Source organism: Nocardia amikacinitolerans NBRC 108937 (assembly GCF_001612615.1).
In the GTDB taxonomy this organism is placed as follows: domain Bacteria; phylum Actinomycetota; class Actinomycetes; order Mycobacteriales; family Mycobacteriaceae; genus Nocardia; species Nocardia amikacinitolerans.
Genome location: NZ_BDAU01000030.1, coordinates 100,728 through 126,308, shown reverse-complemented (window position 1 = coordinate 126,308; position 25,581 = coordinate 100,728). Strand labels below are relative to the sequence as shown.

Genomic DNA, 25,581 nt, shown 5'->3' with positions numbered 1-25,581 from the left:
TGTCACCTTGCCCATTCCTCGAGGGCGGTGTCGGCCGGTCGGTCGAGTTCCCGCGGGGTCGACGCCATGGTCAGCAATCCGGATGGCCGAGCAACCAGGAGGTCGCCGGAGTCCAGCACCGCGAGCCCGATCGGTGGGTCGTCGAGCGGTACGTCGAGCACACGTTCGGATCCGTCGCGGTGATGAATCTGCAGCCACCCGCGACCTCCGGTCGGGCCGCCGCCCACCACGACCATGCGCGAATCGGCCGCAGCGGCACGGATATTCGGAGCGCGTTCGCCACCGAGGCGCTCGCTGTCGCCCTCGGCGCCCCGCAGATGCAATCCGCCGCCGACGTCGATGATCAAGATGGCATCGCCGCCCGGTGCGGCCGCGGTGAAAAGCGGTCTCGGAGACACGGGGAAATGCGCCACTTGGGATTCCGACAGGGGCGCGAGCCGCAGTCTTCGGACACGGCCGGTACTGGTCACCAACCACCCGACGGGATCGTCCACGGACCCGGCCACCAGAATCGAGTGCAGCTCGGATTCGAGTGCGACCGCGCGTCGTGCGGGCAGCCCGGAGGCGATTTCGCTGCTCCACACTCGACTGCCGGATCCGACGAGTACTCGCCCGCTTCGGTGCAGAGCGACATGCAATTCACCCGGCGGCGCCGCCGTCGACGCAAGGCGGGCGAGATCTGGCCTGCGCACCGGCTCCGCCTCGTTGTCGCACGGGACGGACCACACGTCGCCGTCCCAGGTCGAGACGAGCGCGACGGTACTGTCGGCAAGCCGCGCCGCGCTGATCGCGCAGGGCACACCGGACAGGCGGACCGGCGAGCGCACGGCCCCACCGTCTTTCGGGTTCCAGAACTCGAGTACGTCGTTGTCGTCGAGGGTGATCGCGATCGTGCCCGCCGCATCGGTGGTGAACCTGGCGAAGCGGCTGGTGCGCGGTCTGGCGGGGTGGACCCAACCGACTTCGTGCGCGGGCCGACAGCGTGTCCGTACCGCGGTCGCGACCGCGGCCAGCCCGAAACGGTGGCTCGCGATGTCGAGCAGCAACGCCCGGTCGGCGAGGCTGCCCTCCTCGGAAACAACGCCGGCCACCAGCGATCGGCGGGTGCGATCCGCGCCGTCGGTCAGCTTCCGCACGGCGGCCGCCACGAGACCGGCCGGCGCGCTGAGCAAGAAGCCGGGATCGTCGAGCAGTCGGCCACTACCCGTTTGCAGTGCCAGACCCCATGCGACGAGTCGCAATACGGAAGGGTCGACGGTGTCCCATTCGACTCGAGACGGATCGGTGAGCTGGGGGAGCAGCGCGAGGAAATGCTCGGCAGGCTTCATATCCGCCGATCGGCGCTTCCGGTCCGAAGAGCCGTACGGATGGAAGGTGGTACGCCAGCGGTCGGCGCCTTGGGAACCCTTCTCGCACTTCACATATCGACCGAGTTGTGCGGCGGCGGCGGTGACCGCTTCGGCGGTGATCAGTGCGCCGGACGATTTCGACGCCACGGCCGCCCACTCGTGGGCGGGCACCGCGATCGACTCGTCGAAGGAGCACAGCGCACTGAGCGCGTCGACCACCGAACCCGCGTCCTCCGCGAGATCGGCGAACAGGATGGCCCGGCAGATCTTGCGTGCGGCGGCAGTCGCCGCCCGCTTCGCGGTGCGCTCGGCGGCCGAGCGGGCTTGGCCTGCCCTGGCTTCGGCGTAGGCGTCGCACCCGGCGACGGCGACGGCGAAACCCGGCCCCCATCGTTCGGCGTTCGCGACCAGGTTGCGCAATGTCGATTCGGATTCGTCCTGGTGCACCAGACGAAATCGGGTGGCCAGGTAGCCGCCGATATCCGCGTCGATGTCCGCACCGGACTCGTCGAGATCGATCACCGGATGACCCGCCCGCGTAAGGAGTTCCGACCGCGGCGGCAAGCCGACCGCCAGGCGAACGCTAGGGACGGCGGCGAGAGTGAGGATGTCGTCCCAGGACTCGCCGTCCTCCTCGACGAGCTGATCGAGGACGACAGCGATCGGCTTCGGCGATTCGCGCAGCGCCGATTCCACCTCGGCGACGGTGGCGTCCGCCCTATCGAGTTGTCGAGCGAGCTGCCGGACAACGGAATTGCGCGCGCCCCTGCCGGTGAGCACCCTGACCGAGAGCGCGGGCCAACGCAAGCGCGCTTCCGTGGTGAGGGCGGCAGACCCTTCGGCGGTGAGGACGACGTTTCCGAGCAGCGCGCTCTTTCCCGAACCGATGGCGCCGGTGACGACGATTGTTGTCGCGATGCCTGCTCCGGCGATGTGCTCACGCAACATGCGCATTTCACGTGCTCGCCCGGTGAAGAAGTAGCCGGGCTTGTCCGCGGCCGAGACCCCGCGTGCCGCGGCCGCCCAGTTGCTGGTGATGGGAAGTTCGACTGGCAAGGACGAGGATTGGTGGCATGGGTTCGGCAGCACGCGGCACCCGGTCGTGGAATGCGCCGCGGCGAGCCACACCGACTGGCCCGACCCGAGTGCGCTGTCGATCTCTTTGGCCAGGTGCGTCGGTTCGAAGTGGCCGACGGTCCAGGAGGGCTTCGAGTTTCGTCGCAGTGCCTTCGCGAAGGCCGAGGCGAATGTTCGTTGCGCGGCGGTCTCCAGTCGCCTGCTCGAAGCTATCGCCCAGAATTCCACACGCTGCGCGGTGTTCGTCAGTGGTTCGCGCGCACTGCTCAGCGCCGCGTCGACACCTTGTCCGGCATTGCAGGTATCCAGAATGAGCACCACTTGACGCAAGGTCCTCCGCTCGGCCAACGCGGTGAGCACCTCCTGCGGCGCGAACAGGCGCCCATCGGATTCGACGAGGCGAAATCGGGACTGGTCCGCGATCACCCCGTGGCCGGTGCAGTAGATCAGCAGGGTTTCCTGATGGTCCTCGGTGGTCTCTCCCCGCGAGGCCCACGTCAACAATTCGCGTTGGAGGTCGCCGTGGCCGCGTTCGTCCTCGGTGAACGAAGCCAACTCCGTCAGCCCGAGTCTGGTCAATGCCTTTCGCATGGTCCGGAGTTCGTCGGGCACCCCGTCGAGGTCCTCCTGCTCCGTGTACGTGCTTACGCCGGAAAGACAGAACAGCTGGCGCGCGCTCATCCGAGTGTCTTGTCGATCGCGCGGGCGGTGCGGACGTTCTTCAGGTAGCTGATCGCCGAATGGGCAGCGCTGCGCGAGTTGTCGCAGGGCTGGTCGACGATATCCGGGTGATACAGTGCCGCAAGCTTTTTGACCATGGCAACGGCATCGTGGCCCGCGGCGATGTTCGTCCACGAGGGGACACGACCGGGCCACCGGGAGCGGTCCTGGGGCTGGTGGCGTCGCCTGCGGATCGCCTCGAAACCCAGTGGTGATCCCAGGGTGATCAGCGCGGGCGGACTGTCGACCTCGTTGCGTTGCAGCCAGTCGTATGCGACCACGCTGCCCAGGGAATGCCCGATTACCAGACGCGGCGATCCTGCCATCGCGCGCGAGAACTCGTCGAGAACGCGGGCCTGGAACTCGGCGTCTGTCAGATATCGATGAACCTGTTTGACGAAGGAGATCAGTATCGAGTCGACGCCTTCGAACAATCGACTCGCCTGTATGGCGACGAGAGCTTTCTGGAGGGTGTTGGGAAGGTACAGCTTCTTCCCCTCGCTGTCGGCCTCGGGCAGCGCGGCCGCGATCGCCTCGACGAGTTCTTCTTCGAGGCCTGGCTTCACATCTATTGCGGCGTAACTTGGTTCGGCTCCGGATTTGCCGTCGTTGTACTCGTGTCCGTAGAAGGCGCATTCGAGGGTCAGCGAATCGGCGTGCACACTCCTGACATTGCGTAGCCCCTCGACGATCGCGGCCAGCCAAGCGTCGTGCATCGCTTCGCGCGACGAGCGGTGCTGCTGTATGCCATGAATCGCGACGATGTCGGCCATGGTCCTCCTCAGGCGATCGAACGAATACGACGTGAACGTGTTTGCACCGGGTGTGTTCGCGAAATCGGTTGGCAAACAAGTTGTTCGGCTGAAGTCTCAGGATTTCGGGATTCGACCCATGCGACAGTTCGGGCGTCCGATACGCCGGTGGGAAGGCTGCGCCAAGCGGCAGAACAACAGTCATCGATGGCCCTTCACGGCAGATCGTTTGCCGCAGGGAAGCCCCGAATCCCCTGCCCCTGAAAGATATTTACCACACGAAGCGCCCGTGGGTGAGAGCTTTCGTCTGCCTCGATGACGTCGCTATCGGTCATCCGACAACACGTGGCAACTCGGTGTCGGCCGGTCGGATGGGTGTCGAAGTGTAGGGCGGGATCGGTGCCGAGTTGGAGTTCTCCGCGAGCCCATCGAGGGGCGGTGCTGCTCGTCCGAGCTGGCGCCCGGTCGTGCGCGCGCCATCGACCGTTCGCTCCGGCCGCCGCGCCGAGTCGAAGAACGTTCGGCGTGGTCGGCGGCGTAATCGGGGTGGAGCGAGGATGATGGGGAATCGTGTCCGAGAATCAGAAGGTCGATCTCAAACCGCGTAGCCGCGACGTCACCGACGGACTGGAGAGGGCCGCCGCGCGCGGGATGTTGCGTGCGGTCGGTATGGGGGATGCGGACTGGGAGAAGCCGCAGATCGGGGTGGCCTCGTCGTGGAACGAGATCACGCCGTGCAATCTGTCGCTGGACCGGCTCGCCCAGGGGTGCAAAGACGGTGTCTTCTCCGGGGGCGGCTACCCGATGCAGTTCGGCACCATCTCGGTGTCCGACGGCATTTCCATGGGACACGAGGGGATGCATTTCTCCTTGGTCTCCAGGGAGGTGATCGCCGACAGTGTCGAGACGGTGATGCAGGCCGAGCGGCTCGACGGCTCGGTGCTGCTCGCCGGCTGCGACAAGTCGCTGCCGGGGATGCTGATGGCGGCGGCCAGGTTGAACCTGTCCAGCGTGTTCCTGTACGCGGGTTCGATCCTGCCCGGCATCGCGAAACTCTCCGACGGCAGCGAGCGCGAGGTGACGATCATCGACGCGTTCGAAGCGGTCGGCGCCTGCGCGCGCGGGCTGATGAGCCGTGACGACGTCGACGCCATCGAGCGGGCCATCTGCCCCGGCGAGGGTGCTTGCGGCGGTATGTACACCGCCAACACCATGGCCAGCGCGGCCGAGGCGCTCGGCATGTCGCTGCCGGGCAGCGCGGCGCCGCCCGCGACCGACCGCCGCCGCGACGGTTATGCCCGGCGCAGCGGCGAGGCGGTGGTGGAGTTGATCCGGCAGGGCATCACCGCCTCCGACATCCTGACCAAACCCGCGTTCGAGAACGCGATCGCGGTCGTCATGGCTTTCGGCGGCTCCACCAACGCGGTGCTGCACCTGCTCGCCATCGCGCACGAGGCGAACGTCGACCTGTCGCTGGACGATTTCGCGCGGATCGGTCGCCGAGTGCCACACCTGGCCGACGTCAAACCCTTCGGCAAGCATGTGATGACCGACGTGGACCGCATCGGCGGCGTGCCGGTGATGATGAAGGCGCTGCTCGACGCCGGTTTGCTGCACGGCGACTGCCTGACCGTGACGGGCCGGACGGTGGCGGAGAACCTGGCCGAGATCATCCCGCCGGACCCCGACGGCAAGGTGATCCGCGCGATGGCCTCGCCGATCCATCCCACCGGCGGCATCACCATCCTCACCGGGACCCTCGCGCCCGAGGGCGCCGTGGTCAAGTCGGCGGGCTTCGACTCGGATGTATTCGTCGGCACGGCAAGGGTGTTCGACCGCGAGCGAGCCGCGATGGACGCGCTGGAGGACGGCACGATCACGGCGGGCGACGTGGTCGTCATCCGGTACGAGGGGCCCAAGGGCGGTCCGGGGATGCGTGAGATGCTGGCCATCACCGCGGCCATCAAGGGCGCGGGCCTCGGCAAGGACGTGCTGCTGCTCACCGACGGGCGGTTCTCCGGCGGCACCACCGGTCTGTGCGTCGGGCACGTCGCTCCGGAAGCGGTCGACGGCGGCCCGATCGCGTTCGTGCGCGATGGCGACCGCATTCGCCTCGACGTCGCCGCGGGCAAGCTCGATGTGCTGGTCGACGAAAGCGAACTCGTTCAGCGCGGCGAGGGTTGGAAACCGTTGCCGCCGCGCTACACCCGAGGTGTGCTCGCCAAGTACACGAAGTTGGTCGGCTCGGCCTCCGGCGGTGCCGTCTGCGACTGACGGCTGAAGGCGCTGGGGCAGTAGGTGATTCCAGCGCGTGCAGCGGTCGCTACGAACTCGGCGATATCCGGTGGTGTTGCGCCGCCACCGACGACACGGCACCTCGGCCGACAGCGCGGCTGCCCCGGCGCACCGCAGGAGGTGACGCGGCGTCGGCGTACCGGTCTACGTGGTTGAACGCGGTCGGTGTCGGCGCCGACGGCGCCGCGGCTACCGGGCTGTGGGGTGGAGGAGGATGGGGGCATGGGCATTTCGCTTGACCAGGCCGACTCGGTGATCTCGGCCGCTCGGAAGGTGGCGGGGGAGTTGGGGGAGGCTGTGGCGGTTGCGGTTGTGGAGGTCGGCGGGAAGATGGTGGCCTTCGCGTGCATGGATGGTGCGGCGCGGTATACGACCGAGATCGCGAAACGTAAGGCGGAAGCGGCGATTGCGCTGGGGTTCGACACGGTGCACATGACCACCGCGACACCGGAGGGGCAGCCGTTGGTTGGTGGGCCGCGGCAATCGGGGACACACTCATTGGTGCCCAACGGCGGGGGTGTGATCATCCGGGTCGGTGGCACAGTGCTCGGCGCGTTGGGTGTATCCGGTGCGGCCTCCTCGATCATCGACCATAAGATCGGCACGGCCGCTGTCGCCCAATGGGATTGACCGTTCACCGACAAACCGCGTCGAGCGGGAGTGCCGGAAGGCGAGGTGGTCGTGCAGCAGTTGTCGATCAGCCGGGTGTATGCCTGGGCGGGCGCGTCGGGGGAGGCTGGTCGAGAAGATCCTCGCCTTGCTCGTGGGCGGTGGGGCCGAGGAAGCGTTGCGGGTCGATGAGGCGGGTCAGCCAGGCCGATGTGGCGCGGTGGTCGGCGAAGCCGCCGGGTAGTTCGTCGTAGGTCACCTGCCAGACCTGGCCCGGCGCGGGCCACCAGGTCGATGTGTGGTGCCATCCAACAGCTTTCAGCGGCAGCAGATACCGGTCGATCTCGGCCAGGGCGAGGGGGAACTCGCCGCGGTGCACGTCGCCGAGGGAAGGGCGCTCGCCCGCCTGGATGACGACCCCGCCACCCTGTGCGCGGGTCACGGTGATGCCGGGGGTAATGAAGACCGGCAGTGCGGTGCCCGACAGGTGCGTGAGGAAGGCGGGTCCGAGAACGGTCAGCCAGCCGGCGCCCACCACCCGCTCGGTCGTCGCTTCGAGCCAGCCGTCGACCTGTCCGACGTCGAGGGCGAAAAAGCGGCGGCACCAAGAAAATACGTGCTGGTACGGATCGTTGGCGGCGTCGTGGTCCCAGACGTAGGCGCTGTATCCGCCGTGGCCGGACCGTACCGGCAGCAGCTCGGTCAACTCGGCCGTCAGCCGTGCGAGCCGCTCCGGATCCTCGTCGACGGGAACGATGACTTCGCAGAACGAGGCCCGCGTGCGGTTGTCGTCGGTGGGCGGGATGCCGCGGACGTTGAGGGTGTAGGAGCGCTCAGCCGTGGCCCCAACCCGCACCAAGACTCGGATTCCGAAATGACCGCCGACATCGACGCGCATCTGCGCCTCCCACGACTCGTCGTCGGGATGTTCGGCGTCCTCGGGAAAGCCGCCGAACGCGTTCGGCACGGCCCAGACCATATCGCCATCGACGGGGAAATGACGGCGGAAGGCCCGGAAGCAGCCGATCACCTCGTCCGGCGACGGATAGGAGCCGAGGTAGAGCACCGAGTTGAGCATCACCGACGCCTTGGGTTCCTTCTTGCCCACCCTCAGATCGCCGGGCTCGACGACAGCAGGCATCGGGTCGTGCGCCTGCGGTGCCGGAGCAACCGGGACGGCCGCGCGAGGCCGGGTGGTCGACGCGGAGCGCAGTTCCTCGAGAAGCCGAGCCTCCTTCGCTTCGCGATGCGCCGGGGTCCAGTCGGCGCGCGCGTCCTGCTCACGCTGCACCAGCCGCGCCAGATAGGACTCCACCGCGGTCAGCCGGTCGGTCAGGAAAGCTCCGAAGCCGGGATACCTGGCACGCTCCTCGTACAGGAAATCGACCACCTCGCCGGTGCCGAGCAACAGCACCACGGAAGGATCGTTGTGTGAGGCGCCGACGATCAGGGCGTCCATCAACTCGTCGGGCGCCTCGCAGTCCTCCAGCGTCTCCTCGTAGTACGGGTAGGTCTCGTCGTTGGTCAGCTCCTTCGTGCCGAATAACGTGCTGCCCCAGGGGAATTCCGGCCAACCGTCGTGCAGGCGCAAGAAGTCCAGGTACTCCGGCGAGAAATCGCCGCCCCGTGCCCGCCGGGCCTCGGCGACGGCGGGCGTCGAGGCGGGCGGGCGCGGCCCTGGCCCCGGGTCGTCCCCCTCGCGCTCGGCGATCTCGGACAGCACGGTCAGAATCCGAGAAATGGTCGCCTCGAGCATCAGCCGCGAACCCGGTCGAACTGGCTGTCCTCCCGCAGCCCGCCCAGTCCATGTGCGTTGTACGAAAGCTGCATATCGATCTCCAGGTCTCTGCGGCCCCCAACGAATTCGGGTGTCAACGGCATCGTAGAGGGGTCCCCCGACCGATAGCTCGATCCGCGAGCTCAGTGGAATTCAGGGATCAGCCGCACGGCGTATAGCTATCGGAGTCGGCGCAACTGGGGCGGGGACCCCAGCGGCAGCACCTCCCATTCGAGGCGCACTGGAAGACGTCGCTCCAGGCGCCGCCTTCACCGGCATGGGTTACGGCGTAACACCAACCGCAATACACCCCCGGTGACGTCCCCGGTCGGCATTTGCAGCCGTTTTCGACGCAGGCGGCATTGGCGACTTCGGGGAAGACCGCGGTGAGCGCCGACATGGTGGCGGTGAACACGGCGGTGAGCCCGAGGCGGCGGAGCACATCGCGGCGCGCGATCACGAGTGGGCCTCCTGGGATGCGGGTGGATGAGGAAAGGGCAGATCGGCCGGTTCGGTTTGCGGCACCGCGAGGGGATCGGCCGCTGATTCGGGTGGCCGGCGTCGGTGGGCGATCAGGCTCAGCGCGGCGGTGATGGCGGCGATTACGACAACCTGGACCGCAGGGCCGAATTCGGTGATGCTCGGACCGCTCACTCCGCGCAGGGCGACCACGACGAGCGCGGCGACGAGCACCATGTTGCGGACCACGACCGGCCAGGAGATCAGGGTTCCTACCTTGCCGAGGCATCCGCACGAGACTTCTTGCCCGCGGATCAGCGCGATCACCACCGCGGCGGTCACGATGCCCAACGTCGCGATCGCGGCGATCGCGCCGGCGCGTCCGAAAGCGCCGAGCGCGAGCATCACGCCTACCACCACCTCGGTCAGCGGCGTCAGCCACGCCATCGGGAGCAGGAAGGGACGCGGGAGCAGTTTGTAGGAGTCCAGCCAGTCCACTCGCCACGCCGCCGTGGTGGAGAACTTGGCGATCCCGGCCAGGACGAGCAGGCCCCCGATGGCCAGCCGGACGAAAAGCTCGACAACGATCCAGATCATCGGCGGCCACCACATCGACGCGGCGACCGACCATCCCGCCCACCGCACCGACCAGTCGCGGTGCTGACTCCCGAACATGAACTGCGCATGCGCCCTCCAACCAACATCGACTGCTGCCAGAGACCAATGGACCCGAGCTCGTGGACAACTCGGAGCGAAGACTTCGATCAGCCCGCGTAACGCGCAGGGCTGGAAACAACCCCGCAGAGATTAGCGGAATCGGTAGCTGCCGCACGGCATTCGGGGCCGCGTGTTCGGGCCGGGCCGAAATGCGATCGCGGCGCGGTGGTTCTGAGGTTTGCCGCTCGCTAGCGGTTCATGCGGTGCTCGCGCGCGAGGGACTCCAGGAGTTCGACCGGAGCGGGCAGCGGGATCGCGCCCTCTTCGCCGGGCGCGGTGAGCCGGGATTGCGCGACCCGCTCGTGCAGATGCTCCATCCGCATGTCGAGCCGGTTCGCGGCGTCGGCGGCGTCGGTCAGCTCGGTGAGCAACTCGTCCGGGATCTCGCCGCCGTACTTGTAGTAGATCTTGTGCTCCAGACTCGCCCAGAAGTCCATCGCGATGGTGCGGATCTGCAACTCGGCGGGCACGTGCTCGACGCGGTCGCTCATGAAGACCGGCAGCTCGAGCAAAATGTGCAGGCTCTTGTAGCCGTTGGGCTTGGGGTTGGCGATGTAGTCGCGCACCTCGTTGACGGTGACGTCGGACTGGCTGGTCAGCATGTCCGCGATCCGGTAGGTGTCCTGGATGAAGCTGCAGGTGATGCGCACGCCCGCGATGTCGACGATGTTCTTACGGATGTCGGGCAGGGTGATCGGGATGTTCTTGCGTCGCAGCTTGTGCAGAATGCTCTCCGGCGACTTCAGCCGCGATCGGACGTGCTCGATCGGGCTGTACTTGTGGATGTAGGTGAACTCGTCCTTGAGGATGTTGATCTTGGTCATCAACTCCGAGGTGACGAACTGGTACGACATCATGAATCGGGCGAATTCGGTGCGAAAGTGTGCCAGGTCGTCGTCGCGCACGGTGTTCGGTGAATCCATCAGTATCGCTATCCCGCCAATCCGGATCTGCCGTGTCCAGCCAGTCTGCCACCACGGGCTGAGACGTTGCTGAGGCGTCAGGCCGCGGTGCCGTCCTGGGGCGCGGCGTCGAGCGAGGGCAGCGGTCGGCGACAGATCTCGGCGGCCTCGTCGGCGGGCAGACCGAACATGCGCAGCAGGTCCTCGGTCACCTGATCGGCGGCCTCGGCGTCGTCGCGTTCGGGGTTGTCGTGCAGGAGCCTGCCGAGGCACAGCGCGGCGCCCGCGACGATGGTCATGGCCAGCTCCGAGTCGCGGACCTGGAACCGTCCCGCGTTGGCCGCCGCTTCGATATCGCGACGGGCGCGGGGCGCGAGTCCCCGCTCGGAGCTCACGAGACCGAGCCCATCGGCGAGCAGCACCTTGCTCAGCGTGGGGTTGCGGCGGTGCAGGCGGCCGGTGAGGCGGAAGCTCTGGGCGAACACCTGGGCGGGGTCGTCCAGGTCCTCGCACAGCAGGTCGAGTACCGCGCCGTGCCGGTCGAGCGCCTCCTCGACCGCGGCGTGGAACAGGTCCTCCCGGCTCTGGAAGTGGTTGTAGAACGAGCCCATGCCGACGTCCGCGGCCTGGGTGATCTCCAGGATCGGCACATTGAGCCTGCCCTCGGCCAGCAGCGACTGAGCCGCGCTCACCAGCGCTGCGCGGGTGCGCGCCTTGCGGCGCTCCAAGCGGTTGGGTTCCGAACCGGTCATCGCAGTCCACCTCTCCCTGACGTCTTCGCACGTCATAGTAGCGCCCGGGTCAGTAGTGACGAATTTGTCAGAAGCCTTGACTGAACGATCGGTCGTGAGTGACGATATCGTCAGAACTTGGAAGGGAGTGGTCGATGAGCAGCCAGCACGATGTGCACAGCGGTCTGCACAGCGAGCGCGGCGCGTTGGCGGGTGAGCATCCGGGCCGAGCGCGCAATCCGGTGGTGAAGGTCCTCGATCTCGCGTGGCTGGAGTTCGAGAAGGCCGATCTGGCGGGCGCCGAGACCTTCGCGCACGCGTTCGGCTTCACGACGGCGCATCGAACGGCCGACGAGGTGTGGTTGCGCGGCACCGACGCGGGCTCGCCCTGCGTGCTGATCCGCCGCGGCGCGCGGTCGCGGTTCGTCGGTCCGGCGTTCCAGGCCGCTGACTCCGCCGATTTGCTGCGACTGGCGACCGCGACGGGCTCGAAGGTGGCGCCGCTGCCGGAGTCGCTCGGCGGGTCGGCCGTCGATCTGGTCGATCCGAGCGGGCTGCGAGTCCGGGTCGTCGCCGAGACGCATCGGCTGCCCGCGTTGCCCGCGCAGCAGCCGCATGTGCTGAATCTCGGGCACGACGTGGTGCGGGTGAACGCCACGCAGCGGCCGCCGCGGGTGCCCGCGCGGGTGCAGCGGCTCGGGCACGTGGTGGTCCAGTCGACCAGGTACCGGGAGACGCTGGACTGGTACCTGGGGACTCTCGGCATGATCGTCAGCGATTTTCAGTACTACCCGGGACAGCGCGAGCGGGGGCCGGTGATGAGCTTCATCCGCTGCGATCGGGGTTCGACTCCGGCCGATCACCACACGCTCGCGCTGACTTTGGGGCCGTCCAACCGATACGTGCACTCGGCGTTTCAGGTCGCCGATCTGGACGCGCTGGCCGCGGGTGGTGAGTACCTGCGCGAGCGTGGTTACCGCCGGTCGTGGGGGATCGGCCGCCACATCCAGGGCAGCCAGATCTTCGACTACTGGCGGGACCCGGATGGCTTCTTGGTCGAGCACTTCAGCGACGGCGACATGTTCGACTGCACTGTGGAGCCGGGTTGGGCACCGATGAGTGCCTCGGGTCTCGCGCAGTGGGGTCCGCCCGCCACGAAGGACTTCCTCGGCATCTCGCCGGGCGCCGAGTCGCTGCGCGAGGTGCGCGCGATCGTCGACGCGCTGCGCGAGGACAACGAATTCGATCTCCGCCGCTTGGGCGGCCTGTTGAAAGTAGCCAATTCATGAGTGTTTCCGTTCTCCGTACCGCCGACGCTTGGTGGGTGCGCACACCCGCAGGCGCGGCCCGCATCGACACCGCCGCGACGACCACGCGGGAGCTGCTCGCCGACCGCGCGGCGATCGCGGCCGCAGCTGCCAGCTCGGACATTGTTGCGGTGGAGAGTCTTTCGTTGATCTCGCCGGTGACCGTGCCATGCCGGGTGGTGGCGCAGATGACGAACTTCGCCTCGCACGTGAAGGACTCGGGCATGGATCCGGAGACGGTGCCGTTGACGTTCTTCCGCAAGGCTTCCGGCTCGATCAGCGGCCCGCACGACGACGTGATCCGCCCCGCCCACGTGAACCTGCTCGATTACGAAGTGGAGATCGGCCTGGTCTTCGGCCGCGAGATGCCGGTCGGCTCGGAGATCGACGCGGAGAATCTGGCCGACTATATCGCTGGCTTGGTCGTCACCAATGACATCTCCGCTCGTGACGTGCAGTTGCCGAAAACGCAGTTCTACGAGGCGAAGTCGTATCCGACGTTCACCCCGGTCGGTCCGGCGCTGGTCTTGCTGGAGGCCGACGAGTTGAAGCGGTTCACCGATCTGCGGTTGCGGCTGTGGGTCAACGGCGAGGTGCGCCAGGACATGACGGTCGCCGACATGATCTACCGGCCGGTCGAGGCGCTGCGCGCACTGACCCGGTTCCAGCGAATGGACGCCGGTGATCTGTTGCTGACCGGAACACCGGTCGGCACGGCGATCAGCGCTCCTGCCAAGCCCATCGAGATCATCGGTTCGCTGTTGCCGCCGAAGGTCAAGTGGAAGATGTTCTTCAAGGGCCAGGCCAAGAATCCGAAGTACTTGAAAGACGGCGATGTCGTCGAGGCCGCGATCGGCACCGACGACGGTGTGCTCGATCTGGGCCGCCAGCGCACGGTCGTGAGGTACGCCCGGTGACCGAGACGACGCTCGAGACCTCCGCCGAAGACCTCCTCTGGCCTCGCTACGCCGATCCGGCGGATTTGGCCGCGATCGAATCAGTGCCCTTGGCGGCGCGCGGTCTGCCCGAATCCACCTACGCCCTGCTCGTCCGTGCCGCGGCGCGGTGGCCGCGACGCGATGCGTTCAGCGTGCTGCCCGAGGCCGCGCGCTGGCGAGAACCGTTGCGTCGCAGCTACGCCGAACTACTCGCCGACGTGCACCGGTATGCGAACCTCCTGCACGAGCTCGGGGTTCGCCGGGGCGACGCGGTGGCGCTGATCGCACCGAATTGCGCCGAGCTGATCCCCGCAACCCTCGCCGCGCAGCTGGCAGGCATCGCCGCACCGATCAACAGCGGTCTCTCGCGTGATCACATCGCCGAGTTGCTCGGCCGGTCCGGAGGTCGAATCCTGATCGTCGCCGGGCCCGAACTCGCCGCCGAGAGTTGGGCATGCGCGCGTGAGCTCGCCGCGCGAGGACTGGTGGACGCGCTGCTGGTGCTGCGACCCACCGCTGCGGTGGACCAAGCGCCCGAGCTGCCCGCCATCTCCGGTGTGCGCGTCGGATATCTCGATGCCTTTGCGGCCGAGCAAGATTCGTCGCGTTTCGTCGGAGTGCCGCCCACCGCCTCGGATCTGGCGGCCCTGTTCCACACCGGCGGCACCACCGGCGTGCCGAAGCTGGCCGCGCACCGGCATTCCGGTGAGGTCGCCAACGCGTGGATGATCGCCGCCAACTCACTGCTCGACGAGGACGCGGTCGTCTTCGCCGCGCTACCGCTGTTCCACGTCAACGCGCTCGTCGTCACCCTGCTCGCACCGCTGTTCCGCGGCCAGTCGGTGGTCTGGGCGGGACCACTCGGCTACCGCGACTTCACCCTCTACGCCGAGTTCTGGAACATCGTGGCGCACTACAGGATCGCCGCGATGAGCGCGGTGCCGACCGTGTACGCCGTGCTCGCCCAGTGCCCGATCGATGCCGACATCTCCAGCCTGCGCTACGCGATGGTCGGCGCGTCACCGCTGCCGCCCGCGGTGCGCGAGAACTTCCAGACACACACCGGCGTGACCCTGGTGGAGGGCTACGGCCTCACCGAGGCGACCTGCGCGTCGGCGCGCAGCTTCCCGGACCGGCCTCGACCGGGCGCGGTCGGGCAACGCATGCCCTATCAGCACGTCGCGGTCGTCCGCGTCGCCGAGGACGGTACGTGGGAGACGCTGCCCGTGGGCGAGACGGGCGTTTTGATCATCAGCGGCCCAACGGTTTTCGCGGGCTACGTGACCGGACGTGACGAGCGTGGTCACCTCGTCGACGGTCTCGGCACACTGGTCGACGGCCGGCTGAACACCGGCGATCTGGCCCACATCGACGACGACGGCTTCATTCACCTGCACGGCCGCGCCAAGGACCTGATCATCCGTGGCGGCCACAACATCGACCCGGCCACCATCGAGGACGCGCTCCTGCAACACCCGCAGGTCACCGCCGCGGGGGCGGTCGGACGCCCGGACGCGCACTCCGGCGAGGTGCCCGTCGCCTATGTCGCTGTGACGGCGGGCGCGGACGTCTCCGAAGACGAGCTGGTCGCCTGGGCCGCCGAGCGGGTGCAGGAACGCGCCGCCGCACCGAAAACGGTCACCGTGCTCGACGCGCTGCCGGTCACCGACGTCGGCAAGCCGTACAAGCTGGGACTGCGCGCCGACGCGACCCGCCGCGAGCTGCTCGAGGCACTTGCGGACAGCGCCGGAGTGCGCGCCGTCACGGCTGCGGTCGAAGACGGTGCTGTCGTCGCGACGGTTGAACTCGATGCCGCCACGTACGAGCGGGAAGTCGCGGCGATCCTCGGCCGCTACGCGATCACCTGGAAAGTCCTGGTAGCGCAATGACAATCGTCTCGACTGTCCTCGCTGGCGTGCTGGCGGCGGGAACGGGTCCGACGCTGCTGATGGCCGGTGCCATCGCGGCGCACGTCCGCGACGGCGACGGTGCGGCCGACATCGCACCGGCGGCCGTGACCGGCCTCGCCGCCGTCGCGTACGTGCTCACGCTGGCCGGAGTCCAGCCGTGACCACGCCCATAATCCCCGTCGTGCTCGTCGGAGCGGGCCCGGCCGGACTCACCGCGGCGACCCTGCTGGCCCGATACGGGATCGAATGCCTCGTGCTCGAGCGGTGGGACGACGTTTATCCGCAGCCGCGGGCCGTGCACCTGGACGGCGAAATCCGCCGCCTCCTCGGGCATCTCGGCGTCGGCGACGAGTTCGACGCCATCTCCCGCCCGGTTCTCGGTCTGCGCCTGCTCGATCCGAGCCTGCGGGTGCTCGCGCAATTCGATCGCGATCCGGCGGGGACGCGCAGCGGGCATCCGGAGGCGAACCTGTTCGACCAGCCGGAGCTGGAAGCGATCCTGCGCGCGAACCTTGCTCGATACCCCGTCGCGACACTGCGCGGCAACGCTGACGTCACAGCCGTGGCGGAGCAGACCGATTGCGTCCGTGTCGATTTCACCGACAGGACGAGCGGTCGCGCCGAATCCGTGTGTGCGCGATACGTCCTCGGTTGCGACGGCGCCAACAGCCTCGTCCGCCGTGCGATCGGCGCCCGCATGCGCGATCTACGGTTCGAGCAGCGCTGGCTGGTCGTGGACATCGCCACGACCGCCGACCTCGGACACTGGGACGGGGTACACCAGGTCTGCGATCCGGACCACGCCGCGACCTACATGCGCATAGGAAAGACGCGCTACCGCTGGGAATTTCGGCTTCGCCCTGGCGAAACCGCAGACGACTACGCGGATATCGCCCGGCTGCGTCCGCTGCTCGCACCATGGACGGCGGGCGTCTCGGACGCGGACCTCGAACTGGTGCGGGTGGCCGCGTACACCTTTCGCGCCCAGCTCGCCGACCGCTGGCGCGCCGGTCGCATCTTCCTGCTAGGAGACGCCGCCCACCTCACACCGCCGTTCATCGGTCAGGGCATGGGCGCGGGGTTACGCGACGCCGCCAACCTCTCCTGGAAACTGGCCGGCGTCCTACGCGGTGAGCTGCCCGATCGTGTGCTCGACACCTACGAGACCGAGCGAAAGCCACACGCGCGGACCATGATTCGGCTGGCCAAGCTCACCGGCGTGACCATGACCCAGGGCGGCGAGCTCGGCAATCGCCTGCGCGGCCTGATCGCGCCCAGACTGCACCGCCTGCCCGGCTTCACTCGCATGCTCACCAGCGGCGAATCCCCACCCCTGCGCCGCTCCGGCCTTGTCGACGCTTCGCCGCTGCGACGCGGCCCGGCCGGTCGGCTGACGCCGAACGATCGGCTCCCCGATGGGCGAGCGGTCGACGAGATCATCGCCGGACGGTTCGCGATCGTCACCGCGGTCGACCTGTCGCCCGAGGATCGGGCGCGGGTCGAAGAACGCGGCGGTGTCGTGCTCGCCGCCGCACCGGGAACGGACCTGCACCGCTGGCTGCGCCGCGGTCGAGTGACCGCGCTCGTCCGACCGGACGGCGCCGTGCAGCGCTGCGGCAGAAACCCGTCGACCCTGTGCGCGGCGCAGCCACGGTTCGCCCCAGCGCAAAGCCCACTCGCGTCGCCGAATGATTGCTGACCATTGATGCGTTTATGAGGAAATCATCACTTGACGTGTTATCGTACGGCGTCGGTGTTCTGGTGACTCCGTGAGAGGACCCGCATGTCTCGGTATCTGTTCGCGCTCGGCCAAGTCGTAGCCCGTCGCCGCTGGTGGGTCCTGGCGATATGGATCGTGCTGCTGGGCGCCGCGATCGCGTTCGCCGCGGGAACCGGTGGGAAGACGAACGACAACTTCACGGTCCCCGGCACCGAATCACAGGATGCCGTGTCGTTGCTGCAACAGCGGATGCCCGCGTTCAGCGGCGCGCAGATGCAGGTCGTCTTCGCGACGCCCGGCATGGCCAAGGTGACCGATCCGCAGGTGACCGGTGAGATCGAGCAGGTGATGGCCGGGTTGAAAGGGCTGCCGCAGGTCGCCGCGGTCGTCGACCCATTCCAAGCCAAGGCGGTGTCGCCGGATCAGCGCGTCGCGCTGGGCACCGTGCAGTTCTCGGTGTCGGCGGGAGAGGTCGCCGAGCACACCCTCGACGAGGTGAACCGCGTCGCCGACCCGGCCAGGGAAGCGGGCCTCGATGTGGAGTTCTCCGGCGCGGTGTATCCGGGTTTCACCGCCGAGATCCCGCACACTCCTGAGCTTCTCGGAATCGTCGCGGCATTGATCATCCTGTTGATCACCTTCGGCGCCGCGGTCGCCGCGGGCCTGCCCATCGTCACGGCGATGGTCGGTGTCGGTATCGGTATCACCGGAATCCTCGGCGTGGCAGCGTTCGTCGACGTGCCGTCGGCGGCGACGTCACTGGCATTGATGCTCGGATTGTCTTGCGGCATCGACTACGCGCTGTTCGTCCTGTCCCGGCATCGGCACCACATCGTGCTGGGAATGTCCGCGGCGGAGTCGATTCCGCTCGCGGTCGGGACCGCGGGCAGTTCGGTGGTGTTCGCGGCGGTCACGGTGATCATCGCGCTGTGCGGCTTGGCGGTGGCGGGCATCCCGTTCCTCACCGTCATGGGTCTGACCGCGGCGGGCGCGGTGCTGGTCGCCATGCTCGTCGCGCTGACGTTGCTGCCCGCGCTGCTGGCGTTCGCCGGCGATCTGGTCGCCAAGTTCATCTCGCCGCCGCTGCACCCCGGACGTCCCGAGGAGGTGGCGCGCATCGCCGCCTATGAGCCCGAACGCACCTTCGGACACGCGTGGGGACGTTTCGTCACCCGGTTCCGCATTCCGCTGCTGATCCTCGGTATCGCGATCCTCGCGGTGCTGGCGATTCCGGCCACGCGCATGGAGCTCGGCCTGCCGAGCGGCGCGACGCAGCCGGAGTCGAGCACCGCGCACAAGGCCTACGACCTCGTCGAGGAGTCGTTCGGCCCTGGCTTCACCGGGCCGCTGCTTGTCGTGACCGACCTGTCCGGCGCCACCAGCCCGGATGTCGCGCAGACGGTGATGGGTCGGCTGCAGCAGGAATCCGGCGTCGTCGCCGTGCAGCCCGCGGGCACGGGGAACGGACTGCTGCTGATCCAGGTCGTGCCCGAGAGCGGGCCCGACGATCCCGCTACCGGAGATCTGGTCAACCGGCTACGGGACGACCGGGACCGCATCGTGAGCGATACGGGCGCAACGTATCTCGTCGGCGGCACCACCGCGGCCAATATCGATACCTCGCGGCGGCTCGCCGAGGCGCTGCCGATCTTCCTCGCGGTCGTCGTCGGCCTCGCCCTTGTGCTGCTGACCATCGCCTTCCGCACCATACTGGTGCCGCTGTCGTCGATCGCCGGATTCATCCTCTCGGTCTTCGCCGCGCTCGGCGCGCAAGTCGCGGTGTTCCAATGGGGTTGGGGCGCGCAGCTTTTCGACGTCACCAAGGCGCAGACGCTGAGCTTCCTCCCGATCATCACCTTGGCCATCATCTTCGGCCTCTCCAGCGACTACCAGATCTTCGTCGTCTCCCGGATCAAGGAGGAGCACACCCGCACCGCCGACGCGACGGCCTCGGTGCGGAACGGCGTCGGCCACGCCGCGCGCGTCGTCACCGCCGCCGCGCTGATCATGTTCGGTGTCTTCGTCGCCTTCGCCACCGTCGACAACCCGATCGTCAAACCCTTGGCGTTCACCCTCGCCGTCGGCGTCCTGCTCGACGCCTTCATCGTCCGCCTGACCCTGGTGCCCGCCGTCATGGCACTCGTCGGCAACCGCATGTGGTACCACCCGCGCTGGTTCGCCCGCTACGTCCCCGACCTCGACATCGAGGGCGCCGAACTCGAACGCCGAGTCGGCCACGACGCTGAATTAGCCATGCGATAGCGGTTTCGCCGCTCGGCGAACGGCGTCCGAGCGGTGCCGCGGCCCGCACTTGCCTTTCGCCGTCGATCCGCTGTTGCCGCCCGTGCGCTGCTCTCCGGGCGATACCCTGGATCGGGGAGGTTTCGCGGAAAGGAGTCACCGTGGGGCAACTACCGCAGGGTCGGATCGCGCGCATGATCCGCGCGATCGCCCGAGGCTGATTCCGGACCACCGATGCACGAGCCGCTCGACCTGGTCGATTCCGCCGAACGAACCCGCACGGCACTGACCAACGCCGTCGCGCTGTTCACCGAGGCATGGGCGTCCGGTTCTCCACCCGATCTGGCGGCGTACCTACCGAGCGAACCTGCCGCGCGGCGCTTGGTGCTGATCGAACTGATCAAGATCGATCTCGACTACCGGTTCCTGCGTCATCGGATCCCCAAACGGCTGACCGAGTACCGCGCGGAGTTCCCGGAGCTGCGCGACGGTCCGATGCCCGACGAGCTCGTCTACGAGGAATTCCACGCCCTGCGCCGCAGCGCGCTCGCCGGTACGCCCCGCACGGTCGCCGCGGACACACCGGCCATCCCCGAGACCGCCCAGGCGAGCGACTACCACAGCACGATGATCGCCCGCCCGAACGCGCAAGCGCTGCTCGACGCCTTCGACGTCGGCGACCACGTGGACGACTTCGACCTGCTGATGCGCATCGGCGCGGGCGCGTTCGCCCAGGTCTATCTGGCTCGGCAGCAATCGATGCAGCGCCTGGTCGCGGTCAAGATCTCGCACAACCACGGCAGCGAACCGCAGACCCTCGCTCAGCTGGACCACGAGTACATCGTGCGGATCTTCGACCAGCGGCTCATCGCCGACGGCGAGCTGAAGCTGCTCTACATGCAGTACCTACCCGGCGGAACATTGCTCGACGTGCTGCGCTTGCGGCGCTCGACACCCGAGGCGCAGCACAGCGGGCAACTCCTGCTCGACGCGGTCGACGCCGTGCTCGCGGAGAAGGGCGAGGTGCGGCCCGCCGAATCGGCGATCCGGGAACGAACCGCCGGGCTGACCTGGCCGGAGACGGTCGCTTGGCTGGGTCGCCGACTCGCGGACGCGCTACAGCACGCGTCCGAACGAGGAGTGCTGCACCGCGACATCAAACCGGCGAATGTGCTGCTCAGCGCCGAGGGCATCCCGAAGCTGGCCGATTTCAACGTCAGCTTCAGCAAACGCGTCAAGGGCACCAGCCCGCTGGCGTACTTCGGCGGGTCGCTGTCGTACATGTCGCCCGAACAGCTCGAGGCCTGCCATCCCGAGCTGCCCGCGACCGCCGCCGACCTCGACACGCGAAGCGACATCTTCGCGCTGGCCGTCATGCTGTGGGAACTGCTGACCGGACGGCGTCCCTTCGCGGACGAGGCGTACGCGGGCGAGTCGGAGACGTCGCTGGCCCGCATGCTCGAACTGCGCCGCCGACCCATCGACTCGCGATTCCTCTCCGATCTCCCGCCGGACTGCCCACCTGCCCTCTGCCGGGTGCTGCTGAAGTGCCTCTCGCCCGACCCCGCGGACCGCTACTCGTACGGTTCGGAATTGGCGCAGCAGCTCGATCTGTGCCTCGAGGCACGGGCCCGCGACCTCGTCTACCCGCCGCCGAACAGTTGGCGGGCGCGTCTATCGCGGTGGCCGACTCCGATCCTCTGGTTGTCTTCGCTGTTCGGCATCGGCCTGGCTACGGCCTACCTGGCTGTACACGCGCAGAAACTGATCAGGGAGCGGGTCCCCGACGTGGTCAACGTGCAGATGAACAGGGGCGTGATCGCATGCATCCTGGGTGTCTTGCCGTTGGCGATCGTCATCTACGTGTACATATCCCGCGAGGTGCTCGCGGTCTTGCGCGGCTTGCGCGAGGGCAGGCGCTACGACGAGGCCACGCTCGCGCGGGTGCGCAAGCGAACACTGGTCTGGGGCGACCTGTGCGCGCTGAACACCCTGCTCGGCGCGCTGATCGCCACCGTGACGGGCGTGCTGATGGTGCGCTATATGACCGACCTGCCGCTGCGGTTGCAGATCCACGCCGCGATGACCGTGCTGGTGGCAGGCACCATCTCCGTCGCCTACACGTTCTTTCTCTCCACGTTCTACATCGTCCGCTGCGTCTATCCCAGCTATCTGCGCCACGGCCGGAGCACCGCGCGCGACTCCGCCGGTCTGCACTCGCTGCGCCGAAGAACTACGGTCTATCTGGCGATATCGGCCTCGGTCCCGGTGATCGGCGTCCTGGCCGGATTCAGCGCCCTCGAATCCGACGAGCTCTACCTCGTGCGCGATTCGGTCCTCGGCTTGTGCGCGGGCGGCGGCCTCGCGTTCGTCGCCGCCTATTGGCTGTACCGAAAACTGGATGCCGACCTCCGCGCGCTGGACCGGGTGATCTGACCGAGCGCGTGCGATATCGGTGCGGCTCAGTGCAATACGTACCGGCTGGTGGGGACGACGTCGATGTCGCGGTCGGCGCCGAAAGTCGCCACGCTGGCCATCATGCGTTGGATGCGCCGGTTCAGTTCGGCGGGGTCGCCGCCGCTGCCGTAGAAGGCGTGCGGGTCGCGCAGCGCGGCCGAGGGGAACAGTTCCTCGACGACCGCGGCGACGTCCGGCGCCGTGTCGGTGACCGGTTCGAGGACGCGGTTCTGGACGTAACCGAAGGTGGCCTGGGTGGTGATGGCGACCTCGGTGTGGTGATTGCGCCACCGGTCGAGCCATTCGTCGTACGGCAGTTCCGGCGGCCTGCGCAGGAACGCGACGTTGGCGAAGCCGGGGGTGCGCTCGCCGATCGCCACCGACGGCGGCGGGAGCGGCGTCCTGACCTCGACCCGCCAACCCTCGTGGCGCTCGGAAACGTGGCCGAGTGCGTCCAGCACCGCGTTCAGGTCGCAGGCGGTCGGGGACGACAGGGCGAGCACGGCTTCGATCGGTGCGTCGAAGGTCGTCAACCGGAGCATCGCGTCGGCCACGTCGGCGTCGGAGACGTTCAGCCGCACGGCCTCGGCGCCCGCCGCGACCAGCCGCTGGGGCAGCTGCGCGTGGTGCAAGTCGCCGACACTCCAGAGCGCGAAGATCAGCTCCTCCGCCACACCGCCTCCTAGAACAGGTTCTAATACGGTGAGTCTAACCAGCGGAACCGGCGGTGCGGGCGATATGGGTCAGCGGTGCCGGTCTCGCGCGAATAACCCTGCCGCACAGTATCTACGGAGCGTGTAGTAGACATGTGCGGGTGGCTACCAGGTTCCTTTCCAAGCGCACGGTCCTGCTGCTCGTCCTCACCGCGGTGGTGTGTGTGGTTCTGGGCGGCTGGCAGTGGTCTCGGACGGAATCGGTGCTCGGCATCGATCAGAACATCGGCTACGTCCTGCTGTGGCCGTTGTTCGCGGGGTTCCTGATCTTCGCGTCCGTTCGGGCTCGGCGCTTGGAGCGGGAGTCGATGGTCGCCCATCCCGAGAACTGCTGGGCCGCGGCGGAAACCGTGCGTCGGCGACCGATGCCGTGTCCGCAGAGCGCCGACGACGTCGAGCTCGCCGCCTACAACCGGTACCTGGCCGACCTGAACGCCCGGGAACTGCGCCACAAACTGCGTGCCGCCGGTCTCGACATCAGCGCCGCCGACCGTTGACCCGGAAACCACAGCGACGTCCTCGACGCGGGGCCGCCCCACTCAGAAGGGGGCCGTTCCACTCAGAATCCGTGGGCCGTCAGTCAACTGTCGAGGTCGTCGCGGAAGCGGGCGGCGGTCGGTTCCAGGGTGAGACCGCGGGTGGCGCCGTCGAGGAGGACGATGGTGACGTCGAGATCGAGTATCAGGTGAGGGTATCGACGACGTAGGCGGCGGCCTCGGCGAGCAGGGCTTGACCGTAGGGAGCGTCCGGGGTGGCTTTGCTGGACATGAGGGCGAGGACGAGCGGAGCGGAGTTCGGCGGCCAGACGACGCCGATGTCGTTGAGTGTGCCGTAGTCTCCGGTGCCGGTCTTGTCGGCCACCGTCCAGCCCTGCGGCACGCCGGCCCGAATGCGTTGCGCGCCGGTGGTATTGCGTTCGAGCAGATCGCGAAGGAATGCGCGCTTGTCGGCGGGCAGAGCGTCGCCGAGCACGATCTGTTGGTAGTCGGTGCCCAGGGCACGGGGCGATGTCGTGTCGCGCAAGTCGCCCGGAACGGCCTGGGTGATGGCGGGTTCGGTGCGATCCATTCGGGTGATCGTGTCGCCCAAGCTGCGCGCGTAGGCGGTCAGCTCGGCCGGGCCGCCGAGGTCGCGGAGCAGCAGATTGCCCGCGGTGCCGTCACTGAAGCGGACTGCGGCGTCGCACAAGTCGCGGATCGTCATGCCCGTGTCCACGTGCTTCGGCGTGACGGCGGCGTTCTTCAGCAGGTCGGCCTCAGTGTAGGAGACGACGGTGTCCAAGTGCGACAGCGGATTTCGTTGCAGAACCGCCGCGGCGACCAAACCTTTGAATGTCGAGCAGAACGCGAATCGTTCGTCCGCGCGGTGGGCGACGGTGGCGCCGGTGCCCGTGGCGAGAGCGTAGACGCCGAGGCGCGCGTCGAACTTCCGTTCCAATTCGATCAAGTGCTCGTGCCTGATCTCGGTCGGTGTGGCCGGGATCGAGGTCGGGACAGGCGATGCCGATCCCGAGTCCGCCGTGCACGCCGCCAGTGGCAAGAACACGGCCGCGCCGAGGAGCGCGCGGCGGCTGAGGTTCGGTCTCGACAACGTCACAGGCTTCCTTCCGTCGGTGCGCGGTGACCGAGGCTGTCCGCCACGCGATCATCCCCTGGTCCCACGAATACCCGACCACCGGAAGGGCTACAACAGTTCCGCGTACATACCCCCGTCCAAGACGCCGAATTCGATCTGGCGCGGGAACATCGGCGTGTCACCGGCCGAGAGGCAGGCGTGATGCTGGGCGATCACATCGATCGCCCAGTCACGAAGCGCCGTCGGGAGCAGAAAGACCCGCTCGTCGGTGCACTGTATATAGGGGCGTGTCGGTTCCTCGCCGATTGCCAGCGGGTTGACCAGTCCGACGGTAGCCACGTCGAGAACGAGTCCGGTGCGATTCGGTGCGGCCACAACCGGCGGATCCAGCTCCACGGTTTCCATGCCTTGTCACGGTAGCTCGGAATGTGCCATAGCGTGACCGAGATCGCGAACTCCGCTCGAAGATCGCGGGGAGCGGTCAGCTCGTGCCCGCCGTGGCGGCCGAGGTGCGCGTCCGCACCGTGGATCCGGACATGACGTCTGCCCACCAGGAGCTGAGGGGGCTGGGGTCGGGCCAGACGACCGGATCGAAGTCCTGGTCGTCGCCGCTTCGCACAGTGGGATTGTCCATCACGATGTCGTTCCTCCGCGATACAACAGCCATGCGCAGGGACGCTCGCGACGTGTGCTTCTCGCCGAACATACAAGTGCCCCTTCGCGGTTGATCTCCGGCCCGACCGCGCTGTCGGACCGATACGCCCGGCGGGTACCACGGCGCGGAGGAATCAAACAAGCGCGGATCGCCTCCCTGAGCGGCCGGCTATGACGGTGTGCGAACCAGTGCCGCGGTGAGCCTGCGGACCAGTGGAAGCATCAGCAGCAGGGTGGGAAAGGCGATAGGCCAGGACACAGCCCACGCGCGCAACCATTGGCCGACCGCGAGGCCGTCGCTGATCACCGTACTGATCAGCGAGACCACGCAGGTCATCAGAATAGATAGCAGCATGGGCAGCAGCACCGCCGCGTAACGCGCGGGCAGCTTGCGGACTGGGTGAGCGGTGGTCGTCGTTTCGGACATGGGACGCTCCGTAAGGTCGTCAATGGCAGCGATCCCACCGGTCGGCGGGATCGGTGCGTTGATTGACGTGAACGCTTACGGCGACGAGTCGCGGCGTCGAGCATAGAGACGACGTCGTCCGCGGCGCAACCCCGCTGCTCCACTCGGCCGCGCCTGAACCAGTTTCGCGGAACCCGTGGCCGCTGTCCAAGGAGGAGTCCGCGGGAGCCCGGCACCAGCCCAGGCTGACGTCGGACCCCACATTTGTGTCA

The 25,581-nt window shown here is 67.8% G+C and carries 22 protein-coding genes; 10 read left to right on the top strand and 12 right to left on the bottom strand.

Going from position 1 to position 25,581, the window contains the following annotated elements; translation table 11 throughout:
- Nucleotides 1-2: 2 nt before the first annotated feature.
- Nucleotides 3-3,107: an ATP-binding protein gene (locus NAM01S_RS22025; protein WP_067788128.1), complete on the bottom strand. Its 3,105-nt coding sequence runs from the start codon at nt 3,105-3,107 to the stop codon at nt 3-5.
- Nucleotides 3,104-3,919, bottom strand: a complete 816-nt coding sequence (locus NAM01S_RS22020) for an alpha/beta hydrolase family protein (protein ID WP_067788126.1) — start codon at nt 3,917-3,919, stop codon at nt 3,104-3,106. The genes NAM01S_RS22025 and NAM01S_RS22020 overlap by 4 nt, the downstream gene beginning before the upstream one ends.
- A gap of 549 nt (nt 3,920-4,468) precedes the next feature.
- Here NAM01S_RS22020 and ilvD point away from each other — a divergent pair.
- Both ilvD and NAM01S_RS22010 read left to right on the top strand, forming a co-directional pair.
- Nucleotides 4,469-6,172, top strand: coding sequence for a dihydroxy-acid dehydratase (ilvD, locus tag NAM01S_RS22015; protein ID WP_253799063.1), 1,704 nt, complete (start codon nt 4,469-4,471; stop codon nt 6,170-6,172).
- A gap of 243 nt (nt 6,173-6,415) precedes the next feature.
- Complete coding sequence (locus NAM01S_RS22010; protein WP_067788307.1) at nt 6,416-6,823, top strand: heme-binding protein; 408 nt, start codon at nt 6,416-6,418, stop codon at nt 6,821-6,823.
- A 67-nt stretch (nt 6,824-6,890) separates the two neighbouring features.
- Here the strand turns inward: NAM01S_RS22010 and NAM01S_RS22005 are convergent, their stop codons facing one another.
- From NAM01S_RS22005 to NAM01S_RS21990, 5 genes are all read right to left on the bottom strand, one after another.
- Complete coding sequence (locus NAM01S_RS22005; RefSeq protein ID WP_067788122.1) at nt 6,891-8,558, bottom strand: type VI immunity family protein; 1,668 nt, start codon at nt 8,556-8,558, stop codon at nt 6,891-6,893.
- Nucleotides 8,558-8,683, bottom strand: a complete 126-nt coding sequence (locus tag NAM01S_RS36720; RefSeq protein ID WP_255284326.1) for a hypothetical protein — start codon at nt 8,681-8,683, stop codon at nt 8,558-8,560. Before NAM01S_RS36720 ends, NAM01S_RS22005 begins: the two co-directional genes overlap by 1 nt.
- Nucleotides 8,684-9,035: 352 nt before the next feature.
- Complete coding sequence (locus NAM01S_RS22000; protein WP_067788119.1) at nt 9,036-9,713, bottom strand: DoxX family protein; 678 nt, start codon at nt 9,711-9,713, stop codon at nt 9,036-9,038.
- 230 nt (nt 9,714-9,943) lie between these two features.
- Nucleotides 9,944-10,678 carry a GTP pyrophosphokinase gene (locus tag NAM01S_RS21995; RefSeq protein WP_067788117.1) on the bottom strand — a complete coding sequence of 245 codons (735 nt, stop codon included), beginning with the start codon at nt 10,676-10,678 and terminating at the stop codon, nt 9,944-9,946.
- A gap of 77 nt (nt 10,679-10,755) precedes the next feature.
- Nucleotides 10,756-11,409, bottom strand: a complete 654-nt coding sequence (locus tag NAM01S_RS21990) for a TetR/AcrR family transcriptional regulator (RefSeq protein ID WP_067788115.1) — start codon at nt 11,407-11,409, stop codon at nt 10,756-10,758.
- 134 nt (nt 11,410-11,543) lie between these two features.
- Here NAM01S_RS21990 and NAM01S_RS21985 point away from each other — a divergent pair, with 134 nt between their 5' ends.
- The 7 genes from NAM01S_RS21985 to NAM01S_RS21955 all read left to right on the top strand — a co-directional run bounded on the left by NAM01S_RS21985 (nt 11,544) and on the right by NAM01S_RS21955 (nt 21,940).
- The gene (locus NAM01S_RS21985) at nt 11,544-12,677 is read left to right on the top strand and encodes a VOC family protein (protein WP_067788113.1); all 1,134 of its coding nucleotides are present in this window, start codon (nt 11,544-11,546) and stop codon (nt 12,675-12,677) included.
- The gene (locus NAM01S_RS21980) at nt 12,674-13,612 is read left to right on the top strand and encodes a fumarylacetoacetate hydrolase family protein (protein WP_067788111.1); all 939 of its coding nucleotides are present in this window, start codon (nt 12,674-12,676) and stop codon (nt 13,610-13,612) included. Before NAM01S_RS21985 ends, NAM01S_RS21980 begins: the two co-directional genes overlap by 4 nt.
- The gene (locus tag NAM01S_RS21975; RefSeq protein ID WP_067788109.1) at nt 13,609-15,522 is read left to right on the top strand and encodes an acyl-CoA synthetase; all 1,914 of its coding nucleotides are present in this window, start codon (nt 13,609-13,611) and stop codon (nt 15,520-15,522) included. The genes NAM01S_RS21980 and NAM01S_RS21975 overlap by 4 nt, the downstream gene beginning before the upstream one ends.
- Entirely contained in the window at nt 15,519-15,704 is a 186-nt protein-coding gene (locus NAM01S_RS21970; protein ID WP_067788107.1) for a hypothetical protein, read from the top strand. Before NAM01S_RS21975 ends, NAM01S_RS21970 begins: the two co-directional genes overlap by 4 nt.
- Nucleotides 15,701-17,242, top strand: coding sequence for a bifunctional 3-(3-hydroxy-phenyl)propionate/3-hydroxycinnamic acid hydroxylase MhpA (mhpA, locus tag NAM01S_RS21965; RefSeq protein ID WP_067788105.1), 1,542 nt, complete (start codon nt 15,701-15,703; stop codon nt 17,240-17,242). Before NAM01S_RS21970 ends, mhpA begins: the two co-directional genes overlap by 4 nt.
- An 84-nt stretch (nt 17,243-17,326) precedes the next feature.
- Entirely contained in the window at nt 17,327-19,525 is a 2,199-nt protein-coding gene (locus tag NAM01S_RS21960) for an MMPL family transporter (protein ID WP_067788104.1), read from the top strand.
- Nucleotides 19,526-19,738: 213 nt separating this feature from the next.
- On the top strand, nt 19,739-21,940 hold the full coding sequence (locus NAM01S_RS21955) for a serine/threonine-protein kinase (protein WP_067788102.1): 2,202 nt from the start codon (nt 19,739-19,741) through the stop codon (nt 21,938-21,940).
- A 26-nt stretch (nt 21,941-21,966) separates the two neighbouring features.
- Here the strand turns inward: NAM01S_RS21955 and NAM01S_RS21950 are convergent, their stop codons facing one another.
- Entirely contained in the window at nt 21,967-22,635 is a 669-nt protein-coding gene (locus NAM01S_RS21950; protein WP_067788100.1) for an EthD domain-containing protein, read from the bottom strand.
- A gap of 140 nt (nt 22,636-22,775) precedes the next feature.
- Between NAM01S_RS21950 and NAM01S_RS21945 the strand changes: the two genes are divergently transcribed.
- On the top strand, nt 22,776-23,171 hold the full coding sequence (locus tag NAM01S_RS21945; RefSeq protein ID WP_067788099.1) for a hypothetical protein: 396 nt from the start codon (nt 22,776-22,778) through the stop codon (nt 23,169-23,171).
- A gap of 184 nt (nt 23,172-23,355) precedes the next feature.
- Here NAM01S_RS21945 and bla read toward each other — a convergent pair whose 3' ends face one another.
- The 4 genes from bla to NAM01S_RS21925 all read right to left on the bottom strand — a co-directional run bounded on the left by bla (nt 23,356) and on the right by NAM01S_RS21925 (nt 25,330).
- Nucleotides 23,356-24,264 (bottom strand): class A beta-lactamase, encoded by a 909-nt coding sequence (bla, locus tag NAM01S_RS21940; protein WP_218018437.1) that lies wholly within the window; start codon nt 24,262-24,264, stop codon nt 23,356-23,358.
- A 93-nt stretch (nt 24,265-24,357) separates the two neighbouring features.
- Nucleotides 24,358-24,654, bottom strand: a complete 297-nt coding sequence (locus tag NAM01S_RS21935; protein WP_067788097.1) for a hypothetical protein — start codon at nt 24,652-24,654, stop codon at nt 24,358-24,360.
- A gap of 76 nt (nt 24,655-24,730) precedes the next feature.
- Complete coding sequence (locus NAM01S_RS21930) at nt 24,731-24,883, bottom strand: hypothetical protein (protein WP_157107845.1); 153 nt, start codon at nt 24,881-24,883, stop codon at nt 24,731-24,733.
- Nucleotides 24,884-25,072: 189 nt separating this feature from the next.
- Complete coding sequence (locus NAM01S_RS21925; protein ID WP_067788094.1) at nt 25,073-25,330, bottom strand: DUF2798 domain-containing protein; 258 nt, start codon at nt 25,328-25,330, stop codon at nt 25,073-25,075.
- Between the last annotated feature and the right edge of the window lie 251 nt (nt 25,331-25,581).